Raw genomic sequence first — 17,459 nt, 5'->3', positions numbered from 1 at the left:
AGCAAAATCACAGCTTGATCGCATTTTTTATGCCGCATCGGAGCCCGGTTTTGCGATGGCTGCAAGCCTCGCTCTGTTGTGGATCACAAGAGATTGCCCCCTGAGCGTCGCTACATTACTTTCCTTGAATCGCTTAAGGGTCCGCGTAATCGTTTCTCGAGAAACCCCGAGAGTTTCTGCAAGGATCTCGTGAGTGAGGGGCTGATCCATGCTGAGAGCCAGAGTCTCCTGGTCCCGATTTTTATCGAGATCCAATAGCAGACGCGCCAGTTTGTTCGCTACGGTATCCGAGGCAGCAAGGGAGCAGATCCGCTTGACCGCACTCTGATAGTTCTGACTTGTCTGACGTAATGCGTTCAGACAGGCGGCCGGGTGTGTCAAGAGAAACTGACGAAGTTCATCGCGGGCGATAAAATTCACCTGACAAGTCTCAAGCGCCTCGGCGGTAACCTCGTACTCGCCATCAGAGATTGCAGCACTCAATCCGAGCATCTCACCCGCAGTCGCGGTTCCGAAGCTCACTATTCGTCCGTCAGCAGAGGAATTTCGCAATTTTAAGCGTCCCTCGCATAGAATAAAGGCACCATCAGCGCGCTGCCCCTGAACAAAGAGTGTTGTGCCGGCCGGGCAAATCCGTCTGAATCTCAGATCGTCTAGATCGCTCAGGTCCGAACTCCGAAGTTCACAAAATGACTCCGTCTGACTAACACTGCAATGAGTGCAACTCGTCAAGGCATACCCATTTTTTGTCGTGTCCATATTAACCCCGCATCTACCACTCTGCTTCCACAGCAATCGGCGTTCCACTCAGCGTCCTGAGGAAACCCATTAGTTATCGGTATAAACGGCAACCAGGGATAGCAAGAGGACCCTACTTTCAGCTAGATATTCAGGTCGATGCGAAGAAGTTCGCGCTTGTCGCGGATTTTACACGTTATCAGGATCTCTTGCGAATACACTGCCGAGACGCTCTTCCAGTAGTTTTGCTGAAACTGTCAAGAAATCATGTGCGGTAACGAGACCCACAAGTCGTCCATCACGGATCACGGGCAAGCAGCCGATATTCTGTTCGCGCATAAGCTCCAGAGCCGTCAATGTGGGCGTTTCGGGTTCGACGGTAACCAGGTCCGTCGTCATGATATCCCTGACCGATATCGGGCGCCTGCTGTCGAGGTATCCTGATGCCATCAGCTTTATAAGGTCACGATGCGAGACGATGCCAAGGAGCCGACCGGCATCGTCCTCAACGGGTACATGGCGAACGTGTCGCCAGTGCATTAAACTGGCCGCCAGATCCAAGATGTCTTCGGGCCTTACTGTAAAGAGGTCAACGGCCATGAACTGTTCGACCGTCTTGTAATTATCTATCCACTCGGACCTGTCCGGTATCTCGGCCAGGGGCCATTCGTGCATCGGCTTGCCGCTTTCTTGCAAAGATTTCATTGCTTTCGTGAGTGTGCGCATTCGAACGTTGAGTTTTGCTCGCGGGTCCATGCTAGCGACCGAATCCAGCATCCACCGGGCGCCGGTCCTTTCGGCCGCGACGCGTCGCTCAATAACGTTGAGATACCGGTTCTGATCACAGGGGTCGATCCCGGCCCGCTCAAGACCTTTGCGTGCGCGAGGAAGCAGCTCCTCAAGGATAATTCGCCCTACGCGTCGGCTTTGTCCGTCGAATCCGCGGATCTGGCCACCCAATCCGTAACGTGCTGCGTTGAAGAAATTGTTCTTCGCATCGTCGAATGACATGAACCGCGTTATGTCACCGAACTCCTCAGGAAGCTCGACCATCAGCCCGAAAAAGAAGGCAGCATTCGCCATCTCGTCAAGGATGGAAGGGCCGGCAGGCAGGTAGCGGGCCTCGATCCGCAGACTTGGTTTTCCTTCAACTATCCCATAACAAGGACGATTCCAACGCCATATCGTACCGTTATGCAGCCGCCATGCGGCAAGATCAGGGATCCGACCATTTGCGAGCGATTCGAGTGAGTTTTCCCCAACCTCCTGTGTCAGCAGAACTCGAAACCGGACCGCGTCCTCCCGCAGGATCTCGATGATCGAACCATCGACCCACCGGTCGCCGAAATTCACACGCGGCGGTTGATTGCGCTCCTTGTGTGCTTGTGATCGAGTGTCCGTCGCGTGCTGAAACAGGGCGAGCCGCGTCTCATGCCAAAGACGATGATTGAGCAAAAGCGGTGAGTTGACCGCCGACGCGAGGACCGGCGCCGCAATGGCTTGGGCCCAGTTGTAATAGCGGACAAAATCCTCTGCACTGAGTTGAAAGTGGATCTGGAAACTCGTATTCGCAAACTCGGTGAATGTGTCCTGCAAGGTAAGCTGAAGTTCGTCGAGCCCCTTGATCTGGACAACGCGGTTCTCGCCATGGAGCTTCGTTACAACGCGGTCGATCTCGTGATAACGAGGTAGCGGCGTGAGGTTCTCGCGCGTGAGGTCAGACGCCTGTATTGTCGGAAGGATCCCGGCGAGGACCATGCTCGCATTAGACCTTGCTGCTGCAGTTCTGACGATGCCGGTGAGTTCGCGGAGTTCGTTCTCCATTTGACGGAGACAGCCGCCCGTAAAGACCTGAGGCGTCAGGTTCGCCTCAAGGTTGAACTTTCCAATCTCAGTTGTAAGCCGGGTATCGCCGGCCGCCTCGATCACATCCAAAGCGACGCCCGCGGGATGCATGGCCTCGTCGACAAGGAACATCTCTTGCTCGGCACCGATCCGAAGGACGTCATCGAAGAGGTCGGCGTCGAGCATACGTTGAAAGGCCTCGAGGTCGTTCAGCACCGCGAGCGTGAATGCCCGCATCTGTTCGTTGTCGTAGCCAGCGTTGATATGCTTTTCGCCCATGATACTTAGTCGACGAATGGACTCTTGAAGTCGTGTCGCCGCCGACTCACGACAAGATCATCGCCGTGCCAACGACGTTTTCTGAAGCCAAGTAGGTGGAATATCTGCAATGGAAACAACCGCGCAACGCGGGTGTTTACCTCAAGCGTATAGGGATCACCTTCCTGCCTTTTCACGCCGGGAAGCAGCGGCAGGGCCTCGGCTAGGCGGAGCCTGCGCAACAGGCCGGACAGCCAGAGCCAAAACGTCCTTACCTTCCTAACAAGAAAGTAGCCGTCTTCACCTTGCTTCTGATACAAAGGCATCAGGATCGCCCCTGACTCTGGCGGTTTGATCGGGCCGGTGCGGTCATTGGCAATTATCTCGTGGCGTCTGATGCGGTCGAAGTTGCGGTAGCCTGGACGCATCTCGAACTTATCATCGATGGTAACGGGATGCCGATAGCGAACCTCATAGATCTTGCGGCCCCCCGTATTCTGTCTGAGCAATTCCCTATACCGCTCAGCTTGTAATGTCTTGCGCCGAACAATCCCGGCGTTCTCAAGCGCGAGCATGGTGAGAGCTTCGTGGTTATCAACGGTTTCGGGGGCCAAGTGCTGGCCTCCCTCAAAGCCAAACGTCACCGCGCCGAGACTATTCAGGAACTCAAGCATGGTCCCATCCAGTTGTTCCTCGATCCCAAGGACAATAGTGACAGGAAACCTACGAGCGAAAGCGCGATTACGCAGCGTATCGCCAACAGTTGCGAACGGCCTCCCTCCCGCCGATGTCGAATGCAGGTCAAGAACATAGACCTCGTCTTTAGCAGTAATGAGAATGTGATCGAGAATCGCCTGCAGCTCTGCAAGTTCTGAACTCTCAATCGGTGCCGATGACCTTGTACCTTCGGCTTTTGATAGATTAGAGCTCGTCCAGATACGGTTGAGATCAGCATCGATATAGCGGACTCGCTCCGTGAGCGCTCGCGTATTTCCCGCAAGTAGATACACCCTTCCGTTCAATTCGTGATGGGCGCAGTCCAGGAGCTTTGCGACGCGCAGCAAAGCGTCGACGCCGGCCGGTTCATTTCCGTGAAGTCCGGCGACAACGATGAGTGTCGGCCCTGTGCTGTCACAAGAGAAAGCAGCGATCAAGTGCTGTCCGTGGACTATTTCTCCGCCGGAAACCGGCAGGCTGGGCCGTTGTACTCCGTTCACCGTTTCAGATTGCATCGTTGTTTCCACGCAATTGACAGCAAACCTTATGCCGAATCCGGAGCGTGCGATTTTAGGATACACGAGTTCGTCGAGTAGGGAGAAAGTGTAGGACAGCGGGGAATTTTCTTGCCCTGTGCGAAATACTTCGCACTTTTGTCCTCGAAAATGAAGTTTTCGCTTGAATTATTGGTGGCATACTGTTTGCCCACAGAATTGGCCGTGAGGCTTTTTCGGGTTCGCTCCCCATGACTGGCCACAATGCGGATCTTACTTTGCTACAACGGTTCGAAAACCTCAAAGGCTGCCGTCCAGAGCGTTGGCCAGATGGGTCTTTGCAAAAAAGATTCAGTAATTGTGATCTCCGTCACAGACATGCATAAGGCCTCCGGTCAAAATAGAGATGTAAGCATGCTGGCCGCGAGGGCGGCCGACGAGTTGCGAAAGGCTCTTCCCGTATTGGAAGTTGCCACTCTAACGGCTCAAGGCTCGCCTTCGGACGAGATCGTCGCTGCAGCCAGTGCCTTCGATATTGACATTATTGTGATCGGTGGGTGCGGGGGTCGCATTTTCGGCACTCCATCGACTCTCAGCCAAACCGCACAGAGAGTACTGAGTTCGGCTGAGTGCACGGTCCGCATCGTGCGCGTTCCGTACCGGGCGAGTGACCATATTGAACGCCTGCTCGTAGCGTTTGACGGGTCGGTGGGCTCAGTCAACGCTGTCAATAGTATTGTCGAGCGAAGCTGGCATTCTCCGGCGACAGTGCGGCTGCTGGCAGTCGCTGACAGTTCGGTTCTGGGTTCGATCGGTCGATTTATGCCGCAGATGCGTGACTCGGCCGTTAGAGAGCAGTTTGCTGAACAATGGGCCGAAACCCTCGCTTCGGCGTCATTGAGACGGCTCCGCACAGCCGGCATTGAGTCCAGTGTCTGTGTTCGGTTTGGAGATCCGAGGTCCGAGATCATCCGTGAGGCCGCTGATTGGCACGCCGATACGATATTTCTCGGGCCGCACGCACGATCGGGATCGGCCGAGAGATTGGTTATGGGCAGCGTGTCGACGGCAGTTGCGTCCGGGGCCCATTGTTCAGTAGAGATTGTCCGCAGCTAGAATGTTCCCCATGCGGACATAATGCGAATAGCACGCCTTGCCCCTCCGCATTACGTGCTATTCGCCTTTTTGCGCATCACACTAACGCAGAGCCGAGTTGAGCTTGCTTAAGGCATCCGAGCCGGGACAAAGCACATCCTGAGAAAGCGCATTGAGCGGGAGATCGGACGTATTCAAAAGCGAATGCAGGTCGCTCGATCCCTCATCGATAAAGAGTAAACCGGTAAGGATCTCGCCCTTTACCTTTGCGGCGTGAATCGCATTGATGGCCGACAGTCGGTCCATCGGGTCCCAGTCCTTTTCAAGTTTGTGAAGGTGGAGCATCGAGCCGTCGTGCATCTCAAGCTCTCTGATCGAGCCGGCTTCGTATGTGGTCAGGATCTCTTTGGCTATGGGCACAAAATCGACTGTAGAGATGGCTTCCATATGCTCGCGGACGTAATCATATGACTTGGTCGAGCCGGCGTTGTTGTTGAACGTCACGCAAGGTGAGATGACGTTCAATAATGCGAAGCCTTCGTGCTTCATTGCCGCTTTGAGCAGCGGGACAAGCTGCTCCTTATCGCCTGAGAAACTTTGGCCAACAAAGGTCGCTCCCAGCTCAATTGCGAGACCGGCAAGGTCGATGGCCTCGAACAGGTTCACGCTTCCGGCTTTCGATTTAGAACCAGCGTCCGCCGTCGCGGAGTCCTGCCCCTTCGTCAGGCCGTAGCAGCCGTTGTTCATCACGAGGTAAACCATGTTTAGATTTCGCCGCACGACGTGGACAAACTGTCCCATTCCGATCGACGCCGTGTCGCCGTCGCCCGAAACGCCGAAATAGATCAAGTCACGGTTCGCCAAATTCGCACCCGTCGCCACGCTCGGCATACGCCCGTGGACCGAATTAAATCCATGCGAGTTAGACAAAAAATACGCCGGCGATTTCGACGAGCACCCGATGCCCGAAAGCTTCGCCACCTTATGCGGCTCGATATTCATCTGCCAACACGCCTCGACGATCGCCGCGTTGATCGAATCATGCCCGCACCCCGCACACAACGTGCTCAAGCTGCCCTCGTAATAGTCGACCGTGTAGCCGAGATCATTCTTCGGCAACGCCGGGTGTCTAAATGTTGATCTGACGTAGGTCATTTAAGCTTACCCCACTGGTCGACCGTTATAGCGCGATCTAGGATCGAGGCGACTTCTCGCAACATCATCTTCAACTGCGGAACTGAATACTCCGCATTCGATGGAACAGTCAGGCGATGATTCTTGAAAACAAGAAATTGGTGTCTCGAACCCGAATACGGCCCATCAAAACCAAGTCGTCGAAGCCTTTGAATGAAGTCCGCGCGTTTACACGGATGCCACTGGCTCATATGTTGGGGCGCGGTTCAGATTAATATTCGAGAGGACCGGTAATTCGTGACCGAGTTTAAGACCGACGAGGACCCAATCTTCAAGTGTAGAGCGCAACTCGCTCTCACATTCTCGTAACGTCGCCGCGAATGCCACGACGCCTTTGCACGACGGGATTCGGCCGGCAAATGTGCTGTCCTGTAGCTTGTCGTACTCAGCCTCTTGCAAGGCCAATTCGACATAATCGCTCAATATGTAATTCCCTGACATATCGTTATTCTAGCACGCCTCGACGCTTCGCCCGTGACGTGAATCATGCCCGCACCCCGCACACAACGTGCTCAAGCTACCCTCATAATAATCCACCGTGTAGCCGAGTTCATTCTTCGGCAATGCCGGATGTCTAAATGTTGATCTAACGTAGGTCATAATTAGCGATTGAGTCCGAAATCCGGATGTTGTTTGTGATGACGAACCGTCGTCACTCGGAGAAGAGTTTTGTTCACAATTCGGTAAACGATACTGTAAGGAAATCGGTCAAGTTCTACGCTCCTAAGACCTTTAGCGACAATTCGATACCACTCGGGATTTTTCTTTATCTGCGCGAGTTTTGCTTCGATCCGGTCGATAAAATCATCGGCAACGTCGGCTCCGGCCTCTCTAAGGTAATAATCTAGGGCTCGCTTAACGTCGCGTTCAGCAGCCGAACTTAATACGGCTCTCATTTGCGAACATACTCTCGCAGCGACGTAAAGAATTGTTCTTCGGTAAGCACGGTTTCAGGTTTTTCGTCCATCTCTCGGTCTCTGCGCAATGCTTCCTCTACCCAATCTTCGTCCTCAGCGACAAAAGGCGAAGGAAGCGAACGTATCATCTTACCAATCAATTCTGCGCGCTCCTTTTCCGAGAGACTGAATACCAATTCCTCTGCTTCGGCTACCGTTGACATTCCTTTACCTCACTGAAGAGCTATTTTACCACGAATCAAAAGCCGCAATCAGGAATTCGAGATCCGCAATCAGTTCGCCGCAGCCGTCGCCACCAAGGCAATCAGCATCCCGACGATCCCATACAAATTCCCCCGCCGCGCCGTCTCCTGCTGGCTCAGCCCCCCCCAAGGCTCAAAATAAACAACGCACTCGCGGCGATGTATGCGATTGTGATCAGGCTTTGTTGCATTTAATAAGTTTCGACCGCCGCGAGCAATGCAGCAGCGAAGTCCGCAAATAATGAGCGTGGATGCAGCGTGTCCGTTGGCGACGTGAATGAGCCGTCGAGTTTACCGGACTCGCGGTTCGACAGTAGCAAGCATCCGGACGTATACCACTTCTCGGATAACAATCTTTCGATCAATAGTCGATATCGCTTGGCGTAGGATGAATCTACAAATTCCGGAAAGATCTTGAAATGAGATTCGTCAACTCTTACACGGCTCGTCGAAGCGGGGCATTCCTCAAGCAACATCAAGTAACCAAGAAAAGGCGGTTTGCTGTCTGAAAGTTGAAAAAGTCCTTCTTGTTCGGGCACACGATACCCGCTTTCGCGATGCGCCGTCCAAAAATCAACCGCAGAACCTATCGATTCTTCGGAACGATTGTTGAAGTTGTTTCCGAACGATGGGCCGACCTGTGACTTTAGCTCAAAGGCGGCGACAAGATGACGCTTGTAAACGACCAAAGCGTCCCACATCTTCGTAGGTCGAAAATAGCCGGGAATAGTAAGTTTTGACTTGCCCGTAACAATGATGTTCTCGGAAGGAATACCTGCATAGAGCGCTACGTCACGGATCAATTCTGAAAAACCATCAAGGTTTTTTCCGGCGATCACCGAACCTCGACCGCCCTCTTGAGTAGTTATTGACGAACTAAGCCGTCCCGTCCAAAATTGCTGAACGGCTCGGCTCACTCTTTCATCAAAATCAGGCGGCAACAGTTTGCTCATGTGGTACCTTCGCGTAGTTCAAATAGATCGTCTCGCTATCAAACATTCCGAATGCTTTCTCGAACCGCTGACGGGCTTGTTCAGCATAAGTTTTATCAACCTCTATTCCGATAGAGTTTCTTCCAACTTTCGCTGCGGCGAGCATCGTAGTGCCTGAGCCGAGAAAGGGATCAAGAACGGTATCGCCGACAAAGCTGAACATTCGAATAAGTCTGTGCGCGAGCTTTTCGGGAAAAGGTGCCGGATGGCCTTTTTGTGTTGAAGCGCCTGTTAAAGTCCAGATCTGTTGGAACCACTCGTTAAATTCCGGTTCGGAAATCACGGATAGACGACGTTGCTCGGGAGTCGGTGTTCGGTAGCCGCCACCTTTCCTTAGCATAAGGATATATTCAAGGTCGTGTTTAATTACGGCGTTTGGTTCATATGGCTTGCCCAAGAATTTACTATTTCCTTTGACCTCAAAGCTTGCGTTGGCGATCTTGTGCCAGATGAGAGGCGCCAAATTGTCGAAACCGATCTTTTCGCAACGAACTTGAATGTCAGCATGAAGCGGTACAACCTTATGACGACCATGTTCACGCCTCGATCTCAACACGTCCCCCACGACCACAACCATTCTTCCACCAACTGCGAGCTTCTGATAACAGCCCCGCCAGACCGAATCAAGTTTTTCAAGAAACGTCTTATAATCGTCAATGTGACCGAGTTGCTCTTCGTGGTCGTTGTATTCCTTCAGATTCCAATAGGGCGGCGATGTGAGAACAAGATGGACCGACTCGTCGCGAATGAACGAAATGTCCTGTGAATCGCCAACAAGAATCGAATGAACTGTTTTTTGCGTAGCGACTTCTTCCTGAATCCGTTTCAATTCAGCTTCGTCCCGCGCTAACTTCGGGATTAGTTTGTCTAGTTCGGGTGAACTTAATACACTCATTCGCTCTTTTACCTTATCCATTTCGCAACCTACGGAGTTGGTGCCTGTTTCTTTGGTGCTTTTTCGACGAGGCTGGCAGATATCCATGCGGCGAGTTTGCCCGGATCGTTGGCGTAAACGTTGCGGACGATGCCGTCGAGGATGCGGACCGTGACCATGCCTGCCTGGATTTTCAAGGACGTGTCGGCGGTTGCTGATTGTTCGATCACGCCAAGCTCGCAAAGACTGCTGCGTGCGCGGCGAGTGTCCGTTTCACCTTCAACGGCAGTTCAACCATATGAAAACGATCTGCGGCAAAAGCATAATCTTCCCCGCTCTCGTCTATAACGCGCAAATAACCTTCCTTTTCCGCTGCCTTGTCGCGAATGACCGGATAAACCTTGCCGACTTCAAGCGATGCCTTATAGCCATCGTTGTCTAAACAAAGTGCTAAAAACTTTCCTTTCATATCAATCTAAGAACGGCGGCTTTAATTTGAATTCCTTCTTTCCGATGCCGTGAGCTTCATACCAATGAATTTCAGCTAGCCGTATTCTACCACTTAGCAATCTTACTGACGCAGTCCCTTTCAATTTCCGCCAACGAGTTCCACCATATTGCTTTTTCAATCTCGCTCGATCGCGAATGCCGGTTCCGCTCGCTATTGTTTCGATGTCAGTTATTTCGCTGACGATCTCAAAATCTATCACGACTTTTCCTTTATCTGCCTATAAATATTATCCGCTGTGATCGGCATGCCGTCGTAGTTGAGGACGGAGATTAACTTGGCGGCGTCGGTGCCGAGTTCGATTATTATCAGGCTGCGGAATTGGGCGTCGCGGTTTTGTTCGATGACGAAGATGCGTGAATGCGACGCGACAAACTCGCGGAACGATTCGCCAAACGGAAAAGCCCGCGGGCGCATCGCGTCGAGATGGAAGCCGTCAGCTTCGAGAAGTTCTAGAGCTTCTAAAGCGGAATCCGTAGTTGTACCAAAGAAAATTACACCGTCCTTGTTTGTAGTGAGAACCACCCCGTCAGTCGAAGCGGCTGCCACCCCTTCGTAAGGAGGGGAGCTGTTGTAGAACTCCGGCTCAGGAACAAGCTTCTTCGCGGTTTCCCATTTCTTCGCCAATCTATCGACGTTTCGTTGATATGCAGCTCCGTCTTCGGTATAAACGCCGTACTCGTCGCGGGACGAACCGCGTGTGACAAACGCTCCGCGTGTCGGATTTGTGCCGGCGATCGTGCGGTACGGAATGCCGTCGTTATCAATGTCGAGGTAACGGCCCCATTTGCCGTTGAACTGATCGAGGAATTCTCCTGCATGCTCGGCTTCTGCGTCGGGCTGCGATTCGATATGGGCGCCGTTTCCGTTGCCGTTCGATATCGCTTTGTAGATGCGATCGAGTTGCACCTGTGTCAATATCTTGCCGCGATCGTACTGCCTCGAATCGTCCCAAACCAATGCATCGGTGACATGATCGTTCATACCGAGATCGAGGTCGGTCATGATGATGACGGGCGTTTGCAGACGTTCGGCAAGATCGAAGGCATCGGCGGTCATCTCGAAACATTCTTTAGCAGTCGCCGGGAAAAGCAGCGGATGCTTGGTGTCGCCATGCGAGGCATACGCCGCGAGAAGAATATCCGATTGCTGCGTCCTCGTCGGCATTCCTGTCGAAGGGCCGGTTCGCTGCACATCGATCAGAACGCACGGAACTTCGGCAAAATAGCCCAAACCTAGGAACTCGTTCATAAGCGAAACGCCCGGTCCGCTCGTTGCCGTGAACGACCGTGCGCCGTTCCACATTGCTCCCATTACCATGCCAATGGCTGCGAGCTCGTCTTCGGCCTGGACGATGGCGTAGTTGTTTTTGCGGGTCTCAGGATCGACGCGATATTTTGCCGCGTATTTCGCAAACGCATCTACGACGCTCGTCGAAGGCGTGATCGGATACCACGCGGCGACCGTCGCTCCGGCGTAAACCGCACCAAGCCCGCACGCTGAATTCCCGCCAAACAAGATCTTGTCTTTCAGAAGATCACGGCGTTCGATGCGAATATCTAATGGACATTCGAAATTCTCCCGAGAGTATTTGAGCCCGATGTTAAGGGCCTTGATATTCGGCTCGATCAGTTTCTCTTTGCCCTTAAACTGCTCGCCGATCATGCCTTCAAGCACCGCAAACTCAATGTCGAACAACGCCGTGAGGGCTCCGATGTAGATGATGTTTTTGAAAAGCTGCCGCTGTCTAGCGTCGGTGTACTCTGTGTTGCAGAGGTTCATCAGCGGGATGGGAATATGCGTGATGTCGTCGCGTTCGTATGTCGGCGGCAGAGGCTTTGACGAGTCGTAAAGAAAGTAGCCGCCCGGCATTACGTCCGCATAGTCTTTCTTCATCGACTGCGGATTGACGGCGATCATCATGTCCACACCTTCGCGACGACCGAGATAGCCTTTCTCCGACACGCGAACCTCATACCATGTCGGCAAGCCCTGAATGTTCGATGGGAAAATGTTCTTCGGCGTAACAGGCACGCCCATGCGAAACACAGCCTTGGTAAACAGAGCATTCGCCGAAGCCGAACCGGTGCCATTTACATTCGCGAATCTAACTATAAAGTCGTTGACCTTCATTGCTTATTCTTCTCGTCCCAAGCCATCGGCTGCCAAAGTTCTACTTTGTTGCCGTCAGGATCCATTATCCAGGCGAACTTGCCGTTCTCAGCCAGATCCGGCCCGCCGACGATCTCGACGCCGTTTTGCTTTAGCCGGGCGAGCATTTCGTCCATATTATCTATGCGGTAATTGATCATGAACGAGGATTCACTTGGGTTGAACCACTTTGTATCGTGGTCCGCCGCGTTCCAGACCGTTAGCCCGCCGTCGTCGGCCTTATCGTCCGCCCAACGCAATATGGCTCCGCCCCAACTTTCAAGCTCGATGCCGAGGTTTTCCTTGTACCACGCCCCAAGATCGGCTCCTTTTCCTTTACTTTTGAAGAACACGCCGCCAATTCCTGTAACTTTTGCCATAACCTCTCCTCAGTGTTCGCATTCTACCGCTTTCGGAGCCTTCGCACCACAGAGTAGGCCACGGCGAGGATGTTTAGCTAGGTTTTTGGGGCTTTGCGGCGAGGATGTTTAGCTAGGTTTTTGGGGGCTTTGCGTCGAAGAAGTCGCTGATCATTGGGATGATGACGGCCATGCGGTTCATCAGCGTGACGTGCGTCGTATCGGGGATGATGGCGAGCCGCGATTCCGAACGCGGCATCATATCGCCATGGATATGGCCGCCACCTTTGAGGCTGTACATTTCAGCGATATGCTCGATCCGCACACCGTCGGCGTCGCCGAAGATGAAAAACATCGGCGCTTTGGTGGCCTTGAATTTATCGGCACCAAAATCCCACGGGCGCATCGCCGCCGCTTTGATGTGAGCGAAAAAAGCGGGGAAGCTGCCGGGAATTGGATTAAGCTTCTCGCGCTCGGTTTCGGCGGGTGTTCCTTTCATCATTTCTAACGAGAAGTTTGGCCAAAAGTCGTTGGCAGCCTGAACCCAACCGTCGCGGCGGATCGGGTGCGAAATGCTGACAACCTTTCGCACCTTTTCCGGGTGGCGGATCGCCGTCATCATTGCCGTACCGGCACCGAGGCTGTAGCCAATAATGTCTGCTTTTTCGATCTTCAAATAGTCAAGCAGCCCGGCAACATCGTCCGAAAGGTTTTCATAAGCAATATCGCGTTTGATGTCCGCCGTCCGCCCATGACCCTGCATCTCGACCGCGATCACCTTCCGCGTTTTGGCAAGCTCGTTGATCAACACACTCCAGTTGTCGTCCGAGATCGCCATAAACGCCCCATGCAGCAAAACCACCGGCTCGCCGCTGCCGTGTATCTCGTAGTACATCTTCAACCCGTTGACCGGTGCATAACCCGCCGTTGGCTTGTGCTGTGCGAATGCGACGGTTGACAGGAGCATTGTTAGAAAATAAGTTATCGTCTTCATAATCTTTCGGGCTCTTAGTTCCAGTTCAATTCTTCCAGCCGAAGTTTTTTCGATAAAACTCCCCATGTGGAGTCCGATATCAGGCCTTTTCGTCGCCACTTTCTTAAATCGTGGAGGCCATCGAATGAGGAGCAAGCCGCTAGATTCAGGAATAACAGTGCATAGTCATCTCTAATGCCGTCCGTCAGAGATTTCATTAACGGTTCCGGAATCGCACAACTATTCCCCCCGATCTCGTTGTGCAGATGTTTTTCGATCGTCTTCGCCGCGTTCTTGTCACCACAAGAAATGATAAAACGGTCGAAGCCAGAGTTATTAAGTAGACGATATATCCTTACCAACAACGCCTTCAGGTGGGCAGGAGTCTTACGGTTAAGATCATCAAAAATTACCGCGGCCCTGTTTCTTTTTCCGTGACCAACGACTATGGCAATGTTGTTGTGCCCCAATACATAAACCATATATTCATTGCCAGGAATAGAATTTCTGTCGTCAAGCCGGATAACGCGGTCAGGATACAAATGATTCAGCGTCTCTTCGAGAGGTTCCATGAGGTTAGATTCCGGCGACCTTATTCTAATCGTTCTCTTCTATATGAGGGGCGCCGGTTTTTACGTCGGCATCTCATTCGTAGTTTAACTTGGTACTGGCGTTTGGCGAGATCTGGGTCTCAGTTGGCTTGAGTGTAGCCAGGCTTTGCCCAAACCGCTTTTCGCGGCAATTAGCCACGCCGTTTACGGCGTGGTCAGATTGTCAAATTTTATCGAAGGGCGTTTTAACGTCCTTCTAGATCCGGCTTTTAACAGTTCGGTTCTGCAAATTTGTAAGGACGATAAATCGCCCTGACCGAATATTCGCGATACACTACCACGTGCTAAAGCACGTGGCTAGTTGCCCTGCGGGTTTATTGTATGCTCATTTTCGTTTCGATTTCCACGCTGGCACTACACCTTCATTACACTCAACTTCGCGACGAAACGCATTTTACTCATCCTCTTTTATCTGCGGGCCGCCGCCGGATCGTACATCGCCGTCGCGTTCGTAGGAGGCGATGATGACGCCGTTCGGGCTGATCTGGCTGCTTACGACCTTGAATGACGCGGGGATCGTTCCATCGGCAAACAGGCGTTTGCCGGGGCCAAGCGTGATCGGGAAGATCATCAGTTCGAGTCCATCAACTAGATCGTTTTTGAACAGCGTCTGGAGCATATCAGCGCTTCCCATTACGTGAAGGTCGGGGCCGTCCGTTTGTTTCAGCTTGCTTACATTTTCCGCAAGATCGCCGCTCAGGAAAACGGCGGGCTGCCAATCGCTTGAGTCGCGCGTGTTTGAAGCGACGTATTTCGTCGCGGTCATGCAGTTCGGCCAAAAGTTCGAATGCGTCGGCCAATACGTCTCCCATGCGGCAAACGTCTTTCGTCCCAACAGCAGATCGACCGGTTTCGCCAGCCGCTCCTGCACTACCGCTCCGGTCGCCTCGTCCGCATACCCAAAAAACCACCCGCCCCACTTAAACCCGTCGCCGTCATTTTCCTCATTCTGTATTACGCCATCGAGCGTCATAAATTCACATGCGATTACTTTTCTCATCACTCTCTCCAGTAGTTGTCACTGTTTTTTAGCGAAGCTAAGAGCTTGCCTCACTTTCCGGTCCAACCAGTCGTTTCTTACCTCGACCAGCCCTAATTTATTCTTTCGAGGATTCCAAAGAGCATTGGTCGTGGCTGTTGCGTTACTTTCTGCGATGTCGGCATAAGCCCTCGCCTTTTTTTGGTCACCTTTCGAACCGTAGATGACGGAAAGAATTGACGAACTGACGTACCGTTGTTCCGGAAAGAAGAATCCGCCTTTCTCGATCTCAGTAACGAGAAGCTCCTCTACATCGTCGTACAATTCGCTCCGGCCGTCTTCAACAACGATTTCAGCAAAACTCAGTCGAGCACCTGTGATGACGTTGGGAAATTCTTTCTCGAAATCGACCGCCTGCTTGAAGTAATCTAATGCTCTACCGTTGTTCCCACGAATTCGGTAAATTGCCCCAAGTTGACTCAGAGTCATACTTTTTTGAGTTCGATCATCTGGATAATCGGTCAAGATCCTGTTAAGGAGCGATTCGGCCGCCTCTAATCGCCTCAAATCTCCACTTTCAGCTAGATGGAATGCCTGAATCCTTAGGTACTGGGCACGCCCTCCTTTTCTTGCGCGACCCAACTTAGCAAAGAAGTGTTCCTCTTCGGCTCGTGTCCACGACTCACATCTATACCATTCAGTCGCCATATTTAATTTTCATTCCTATTCTCAAACCCAAATCGTATTGCCGCTTCGAGCACGTCGGTGTTTATATCCTTGATTGTCTTGAACCTGATGCAATAGCCGGTGACGGTGGCTTTGCCAAGGGTTTTGCTATAGGTTTCGGCGAGGTATTTTTTGTCTTCGATACCGAGGATATAGACCGAGATACCGGTTTTATTGCCGCTCAGACCGATCTGATAAAACTCGCTGGTCGTTCCATCGGCGTATTTGTGGTCTCGTGAGCCGTAGCCGATATTCGGATTAGAGACAACCTTGCCCGTGTCGTCCTTGCCGTCGAGGAACCATAATTTGCACTTCGGCTTGATGCGCAAGATCATTTCGTGAAGCTCTTGCATCTCGCCACGTTTTGGCTCAGGCAGGCTGGCGATGTAGTTTTTGATCTGTTGTTTTACGTTCATGTAATAATCAAGAAGCAGGAAGCCGCGAATGCACGAATTCCTGATATTCTATTCGTGCATTCGTGGCCAGATCTTACGCTGCTCCCTTTGAGGCTGATAGGATCGCCAAGAGATCTTCCAAGTTCTTCAACTGCGCTTCGGTTCCCTCGGTAAAGCCGCTTTCCAGGATGCGTTCCATGCGTTCGAGCGATTCGTTGTAGATCGAGACGCTGACCTTCGTCGTATCGCCTTGATCGGTGAAATTGAAATCCCAATCCGAGCCGGGCAGTTGAAGATTCTCATCGGCGTCGGCGAAGGCGTTAAAGAACTTGAAATTGGTTTTTGGTGTGATCGAAGTATATCTCTGCACCGCCCAACGCTCGGCTCCGTCGGGGCCGACCATTGCGTAAAATCTGCGTCCGCCGACTTCGAAATTGAGTACCTTCGTGCGCGAAGCAAACGGCTTTGGCGCCCACCATTGATCAAGCAATTCAGGTTTCGTATATGCGTCCCACACCAGATCGATGCGGGCCAAAAACTCTTTTGTTATCGAGACTGTCTTCGCCTCTATATCTACAACAAAATCCATTCCCATGTTACTCTTCCTCTTTCTTTAATCTTGCAAACATTTCATCAAGCTGGTCGTATCGCGTCTCCCAGATCTTGCGATATTGCTCCAACCATTCGTCGATCTCTTTCATCTTGTCGATCTCCAAACGGTAATAGACCTCGCGGCCGCGGCTGTCTTGCGTTACAAGTTCGCATTCGGTCAGTATCCGCAGGTGCTTAGACACCGCCTGCCGCGATGTCTCAAAATGCGAAGCAATAGCATTCGGCGTCATCGCCTGCAAAGCGATCAACGCGATGATCGCCCGTCTTGTCGGGTCGGAAATTGCCTGAAAAACATCTCGTTTCATAACGTCGAACAGAAGTATGCAACCACTCGGTTGCATATGTCAAGCGCAACCGAACGGTTTCGCGAAAATTGTTCTTGTCTTGAGAGAAGGGACTCTGAAAGGCGTCGTATTCGTGTGATCGTAGCCGTAAGCTTCAACCCGTGGAATAAGAAGCAAATTTGATATAGTTGCGTCAGCGGGATATCAGCTATCCACAAACGCAAAAGTTCCGCTCGTTGCCGAGCGGAACTTTCTCTTTGAGAAGACCGGATGTCTGCTACAAATGTTGAAAAATCAGCCTGGGAAGCCGATCTTAGGATCTTAACTTCTTTGCCACACCTACGAGGTTAGCTGCCGGGCTAGGAACGAAAGAGTATCCCTTCATCTTGCGATGATTCGCCCCCGTTTCCCGAGTGCTCGGGATCAATGGGTCCCCCGCTTCCGGCACAAGCCGGAATTCGGTGATCGAATTTTCAACAATGAAATAATAGCAGT

At 52.2% G+C, this 17,459-nt stretch carries 21 protein-coding genes and 1 pseudogene; 1 reads left to right on the top strand and 21 read right to left on the bottom strand.

Annotated features, from left to right (window positions below; genetic code table 11):
- Nucleotides 1–27 precede the first annotated feature (27 nt).
- The 3 genes from IPM59_10275 to IPM59_10265 all read right to left on the bottom strand — a co-directional run bounded on the left by IPM59_10275 (nucleotide 28) and on the right by IPM59_10265 (nucleotide 4,073).
- Nucleotides 28–759 carry a Crp/Fnr family transcriptional regulator gene (locus tag IPM59_10275; protein MBK9215966.1) on the bottom strand — a complete coding sequence of 244 codons (732 nt, stop codon included), beginning with the start codon at nucleotides 757–759 and terminating at the stop codon, nucleotides 28–30.
- A gap of 168 nt (nucleotides 760–927) precedes the next feature.
- A complete protein-coding gene (locus IPM59_10270) occupies nucleotides 928–2,862 on the bottom strand; it encodes a CBS domain-containing protein (protein ID MBK9215965.1) in 1,935 nt (644 codons plus the stop codon).
- A gap of 5 nt (nucleotides 2,863–2,867) precedes the next feature.
- Nucleotides 2,868–4,073: a succinylglutamate desuccinylase/aspartoacylase family protein gene (locus IPM59_10265; GenBank protein ID MBK9215964.1), complete on the bottom strand. Its 1,206-nt coding sequence runs from the start codon at nucleotides 4,071–4,073 to the stop codon at nucleotides 2,868–2,870.
- Between the two features lie 243 nt (nucleotides 4,074–4,316).
- Between IPM59_10265 and IPM59_10260 the strand changes: the two genes are divergently transcribed.
- The gene (locus IPM59_10260; protein ID MBK9215963.1) at nucleotides 4,317–5,168 is read left to right on the top strand and encodes a universal stress protein; all 852 of its coding nucleotides are present in this window, start codon (nucleotides 4,317–4,319) and stop codon (nucleotides 5,166–5,168) included.
- 81 nt (nucleotides 5,169–5,249) lie between these two features.
- Here the strand turns inward: IPM59_10260 and IPM59_10255 are convergent, their stop codons facing one another.
- The 18 genes and pseudogenes from IPM59_10255 to IPM59_10170 form a co-directional block, all read right to left on the bottom strand.
- Nucleotides 5,250–6,302 (bottom strand): 2-oxoacid:ferredoxin oxidoreductase subunit beta, encoded by a 1,053-nt coding sequence (locus IPM59_10255; protein MBK9215962.1) that lies wholly within the window; start codon nucleotides 6,300–6,302, stop codon nucleotides 5,250–5,252.
- A gap of 207 nt (nucleotides 6,303–6,509) precedes the next feature.
- Nucleotides 6,510–6,782: a type II toxin-antitoxin system HicB family antitoxin gene (locus IPM59_10250; protein ID MBK9215961.1), complete on the bottom strand. Its 273-nt coding sequence runs from the start codon at nucleotides 6,780–6,782 to the stop codon at nucleotides 6,510–6,512.
- Between the two features lie 161 nt (nucleotides 6,783–6,943).
- Complete coding sequence (locus IPM59_10245) at nucleotides 6,944–7,237, bottom strand: type II toxin-antitoxin system RelE/ParE family toxin (protein MBK9215960.1); 294 nt, start codon at nucleotides 7,235–7,237, stop codon at nucleotides 6,944–6,946.
- Nucleotides 7,234–7,461: an addiction module protein gene (locus tag IPM59_10240; GenBank protein ID MBK9215959.1), complete on the bottom strand. Its 228-nt coding sequence runs from the start codon at nucleotides 7,459–7,461 to the stop codon at nucleotides 7,234–7,236. The genes IPM59_10245 and IPM59_10240 overlap by 4 nt, the downstream gene beginning before the upstream one ends.
- A gap of 69 nt (nucleotides 7,462–7,530) precedes the next feature.
- Nucleotides 7,531–7,691, bottom strand: a pseudogene (locus IPM59_10235) (NAD(P)(+) transhydrogenase (Re/Si-specific) subunit beta).
- Nucleotides 7,692–8,453 (bottom strand): restriction endonuclease, encoded by a 762-nt coding sequence (locus IPM59_10230; GenBank protein ID MBK9215958.1) that lies wholly within the window; start codon nucleotides 8,451–8,453, stop codon nucleotides 7,692–7,694.
- Nucleotides 8,431–9,408: a site-specific DNA-methyltransferase gene (locus tag IPM59_10225; protein ID MBK9215957.1), complete on the bottom strand. Its 978-nt coding sequence runs from the start codon at nucleotides 9,406–9,408 to the stop codon at nucleotides 8,431–8,433. Before IPM59_10225 ends, IPM59_10230 begins: the two co-directional genes overlap by 23 nt.
- A gap of 8 nt (nucleotides 9,409–9,416) precedes the next feature.
- Nucleotides 9,417–9,596: a hypothetical protein gene (locus IPM59_10220; GenBank protein MBK9215956.1), complete on the bottom strand. Its 180-nt coding sequence runs from the start codon at nucleotides 9,594–9,596 to the stop codon at nucleotides 9,417–9,419.
- Nucleotides 9,593–9,835 carry a hypothetical protein gene (locus tag IPM59_10215; protein ID MBK9215955.1) on the bottom strand — a complete coding sequence of 81 codons (243 nt, stop codon included), beginning with the start codon at nucleotides 9,833–9,835 and terminating at the stop codon, nucleotides 9,593–9,595. Before IPM59_10215 ends, IPM59_10220 begins: the two co-directional genes overlap by 4 nt.
- A 237-nt stretch (nucleotides 9,836–10,072) precedes the next feature.
- On the bottom strand, nucleotides 10,073–12,007 hold the full coding sequence (locus tag IPM59_10210; GenBank protein MBK9215954.1) for a 2-oxoacid:acceptor oxidoreductase subunit alpha: 1,935 nt from the start codon (nucleotides 12,005–12,007) through the stop codon (nucleotides 10,073–10,075).
- Complete coding sequence (locus IPM59_10205) at nucleotides 12,004–12,405, bottom strand: VOC family protein (protein ID MBK9215953.1); 402 nt, start codon at nucleotides 12,403–12,405, stop codon at nucleotides 12,004–12,006. Before IPM59_10205 ends, IPM59_10210 begins: the two co-directional genes overlap by 4 nt.
- Nucleotides 12,406–12,517: 112 nt before the next feature.
- Nucleotides 12,518–13,378: an alpha/beta hydrolase gene (locus IPM59_10200; GenBank protein ID MBK9215952.1), complete on the bottom strand. Its 861-nt coding sequence runs from the start codon at nucleotides 13,376–13,378 to the stop codon at nucleotides 12,518–12,520.
- 14 nt (nucleotides 13,379–13,392) lie between these two features.
- Nucleotides 13,393–13,929 carry a hypothetical protein gene (locus IPM59_10195; protein ID MBK9215951.1) on the bottom strand — a complete coding sequence of 179 codons (537 nt, stop codon included), beginning with the start codon at nucleotides 13,927–13,929 and terminating at the stop codon, nucleotides 13,393–13,395.
- A gap of 433 nt (nucleotides 13,930–14,362) precedes the next feature.
- Complete coding sequence (locus IPM59_10190; GenBank protein ID MBK9215950.1) at nucleotides 14,363–14,968, bottom strand: dihydrofolate reductase family protein; 606 nt, start codon at nucleotides 14,966–14,968, stop codon at nucleotides 14,363–14,365.
- 18 nt (nucleotides 14,969–14,986) lie between these two features.
- On the bottom strand, nucleotides 14,987–15,655 hold the full coding sequence (locus IPM59_10185; GenBank protein ID MBK9215949.1) for a hypothetical protein: 669 nt from the start codon (nucleotides 15,653–15,655) through the stop codon (nucleotides 14,987–14,989).
- A gap of 2 nt (nucleotides 15,656–15,657) precedes the next feature.
- Entirely contained in the window at nucleotides 15,658–16,089 is a 432-nt protein-coding gene (locus IPM59_10180; GenBank protein MBK9215948.1) for a DUF1801 domain-containing protein, read from the bottom strand.
- A gap of 73 nt (nucleotides 16,090–16,162) precedes the next feature.
- Nucleotides 16,163–16,663 carry an SRPBCC domain-containing protein gene (locus IPM59_10175; protein MBK9215947.1) on the bottom strand — a complete coding sequence of 167 codons (501 nt, stop codon included), beginning with the start codon at nucleotides 16,661–16,663 and terminating at the stop codon, nucleotides 16,163–16,165.
- A 1-nt stretch (nucleotide 16,664) separates the two neighbouring features.
- Nucleotides 16,665–16,985, bottom strand: a complete 321-nt coding sequence (locus IPM59_10170; protein MBK9215946.1) for a winged helix-turn-helix transcriptional regulator — start codon at nucleotides 16,983–16,985, stop codon at nucleotides 16,665–16,667.
- Between the last annotated feature and the right edge of the window lie 474 nt (nucleotides 16,986–17,459).

It is taken from the genome of Chloracidobacterium sp. (assembly GCA_016715795.1).
In the GTDB taxonomy this organism is placed as follows: domain Bacteria; phylum Acidobacteriota; class Blastocatellia; order Pyrinomonadales; family Pyrinomonadaceae; genus OLB17.
Note: the sequence above shows the minus strand (reverse complement) of the source record. Positions and strands in the feature narration are given on the sequence as shown.

Excerpts from the sequence above, each read along its gene's own strand:
- IPM59_10275 (MBK9215966.1), bottom strand. The coding sequence starts at position 759 with ATGGACACGACAAAAAATGGGTATGCCTTGACGAGTTGCACTCATTGC.
- IPM59_10270 (MBK9215965.1), bottom strand. The coding sequence starts at position 2,862 with ATGGGCGAAAAGCATATCAACGCTGGCTACGACAACGAACAGATGCGG.
- IPM59_10265 (MBK9215964.1), bottom strand. The coding sequence starts at position 4,073 with ATGCAATCTGAAACGGTGAACGGAGTACAACGGCCCAGCCTGCCGGTT.
- IPM59_10260 (MBK9215963.1), top strand. The coding sequence starts at position 4,317 with ATGCGGATCTTACTTTGCTACAACGGTTCGAAAACCTCAAAGGCTGCC.
- IPM59_10255 (MBK9215962.1), bottom strand. The coding sequence starts at position 6,302 with ATGACCTACGTCAGATCAACATTTAGACACCCGGCGTTGCCGAAGAAT.
- IPM59_10250 (MBK9215961.1), bottom strand. The coding sequence starts at position 6,782 with ATGTCAGGGAATTACATATTGAGCGATTATGTCGAATTGGCCTTGCAA.
- IPM59_10245 (MBK9215960.1), bottom strand. The coding sequence starts at position 7,237 with ATGAGAGCCGTATTAAGTTCGGCTGCTGAACGCGACGTTAAGCGAGCC.
- IPM59_10240 (MBK9215959.1), bottom strand. The coding sequence starts at position 7,461 with ATGTCAACGGTAGCCGAAGCAGAGGAATTGGTATTCAGTCTCTCGGAA.
- IPM59_10230 (MBK9215958.1), bottom strand. The coding sequence starts at position 8,453 with ATGAGCAAACTGTTGCCGCCTGATTTTGATGAAAGAGTGAGCCGAGCC.
- IPM59_10225 (MBK9215957.1), bottom strand. The coding sequence starts at position 9,408 with ATGGATAAGGTAAAAGAGCGAATGAGTGTATTAAGTTCACCCGAACTA.
- IPM59_10215 (MBK9215955.1), bottom strand. The coding sequence starts at position 9,835 with ATGAAAGGAAAGTTTTTAGCACTTTGTTTAGACAACGATGGCTATAAG.
- IPM59_10210 (MBK9215954.1), bottom strand. The coding sequence starts at position 12,007 with ATGAAGGTCAACGACTTTATAGTTAGATTCGCGAATGTAAATGGCACC.
- IPM59_10205 (MBK9215953.1), bottom strand. The coding sequence starts at position 12,405 with ATGGCAAAAGTTACAGGAATTGGCGGCGTGTTCTTCAAAAGTAAAGGA.
- IPM59_10200 (MBK9215952.1), bottom strand. The coding sequence starts at position 13,378 with ATGAAGACGATAACTTATTTTCTAACAATGCTCCTGTCAACCGTCGCA.
- IPM59_10195 (MBK9215951.1), bottom strand. The coding sequence starts at position 13,929 with ATGGAACCTCTCGAAGAGACGCTGAATCATTTGTATCCTGACCGCGTT.
- IPM59_10190 (MBK9215950.1), bottom strand. The coding sequence starts at position 14,968 with ATGAGAAAAGTAATCGCATGTGAATTTATGACGCTCGATGGCGTAATA.
- IPM59_10185 (MBK9215949.1), bottom strand. The coding sequence starts at position 15,655 with ATGGCGACTGAATGGTATAGATGTGAGTCGTGGACACGAGCCGAAGAG.
- IPM59_10180 (MBK9215948.1), bottom strand. The coding sequence starts at position 16,089 with ATGAACGTAAAACAACAGATCAAAAACTACATCGCCAGCCTGCCTGAG.
- IPM59_10175 (MBK9215947.1), bottom strand. The coding sequence starts at position 16,663 with ATGGGAATGGATTTTGTTGTAGATATAGAGGCGAAGACAGTCTCGATA.
- IPM59_10170 (MBK9215946.1), bottom strand. The coding sequence starts at position 16,985 with ATGAAACGAGATGTTTTTCAGGCAATTTCCGACCCGACAAGACGGGCG.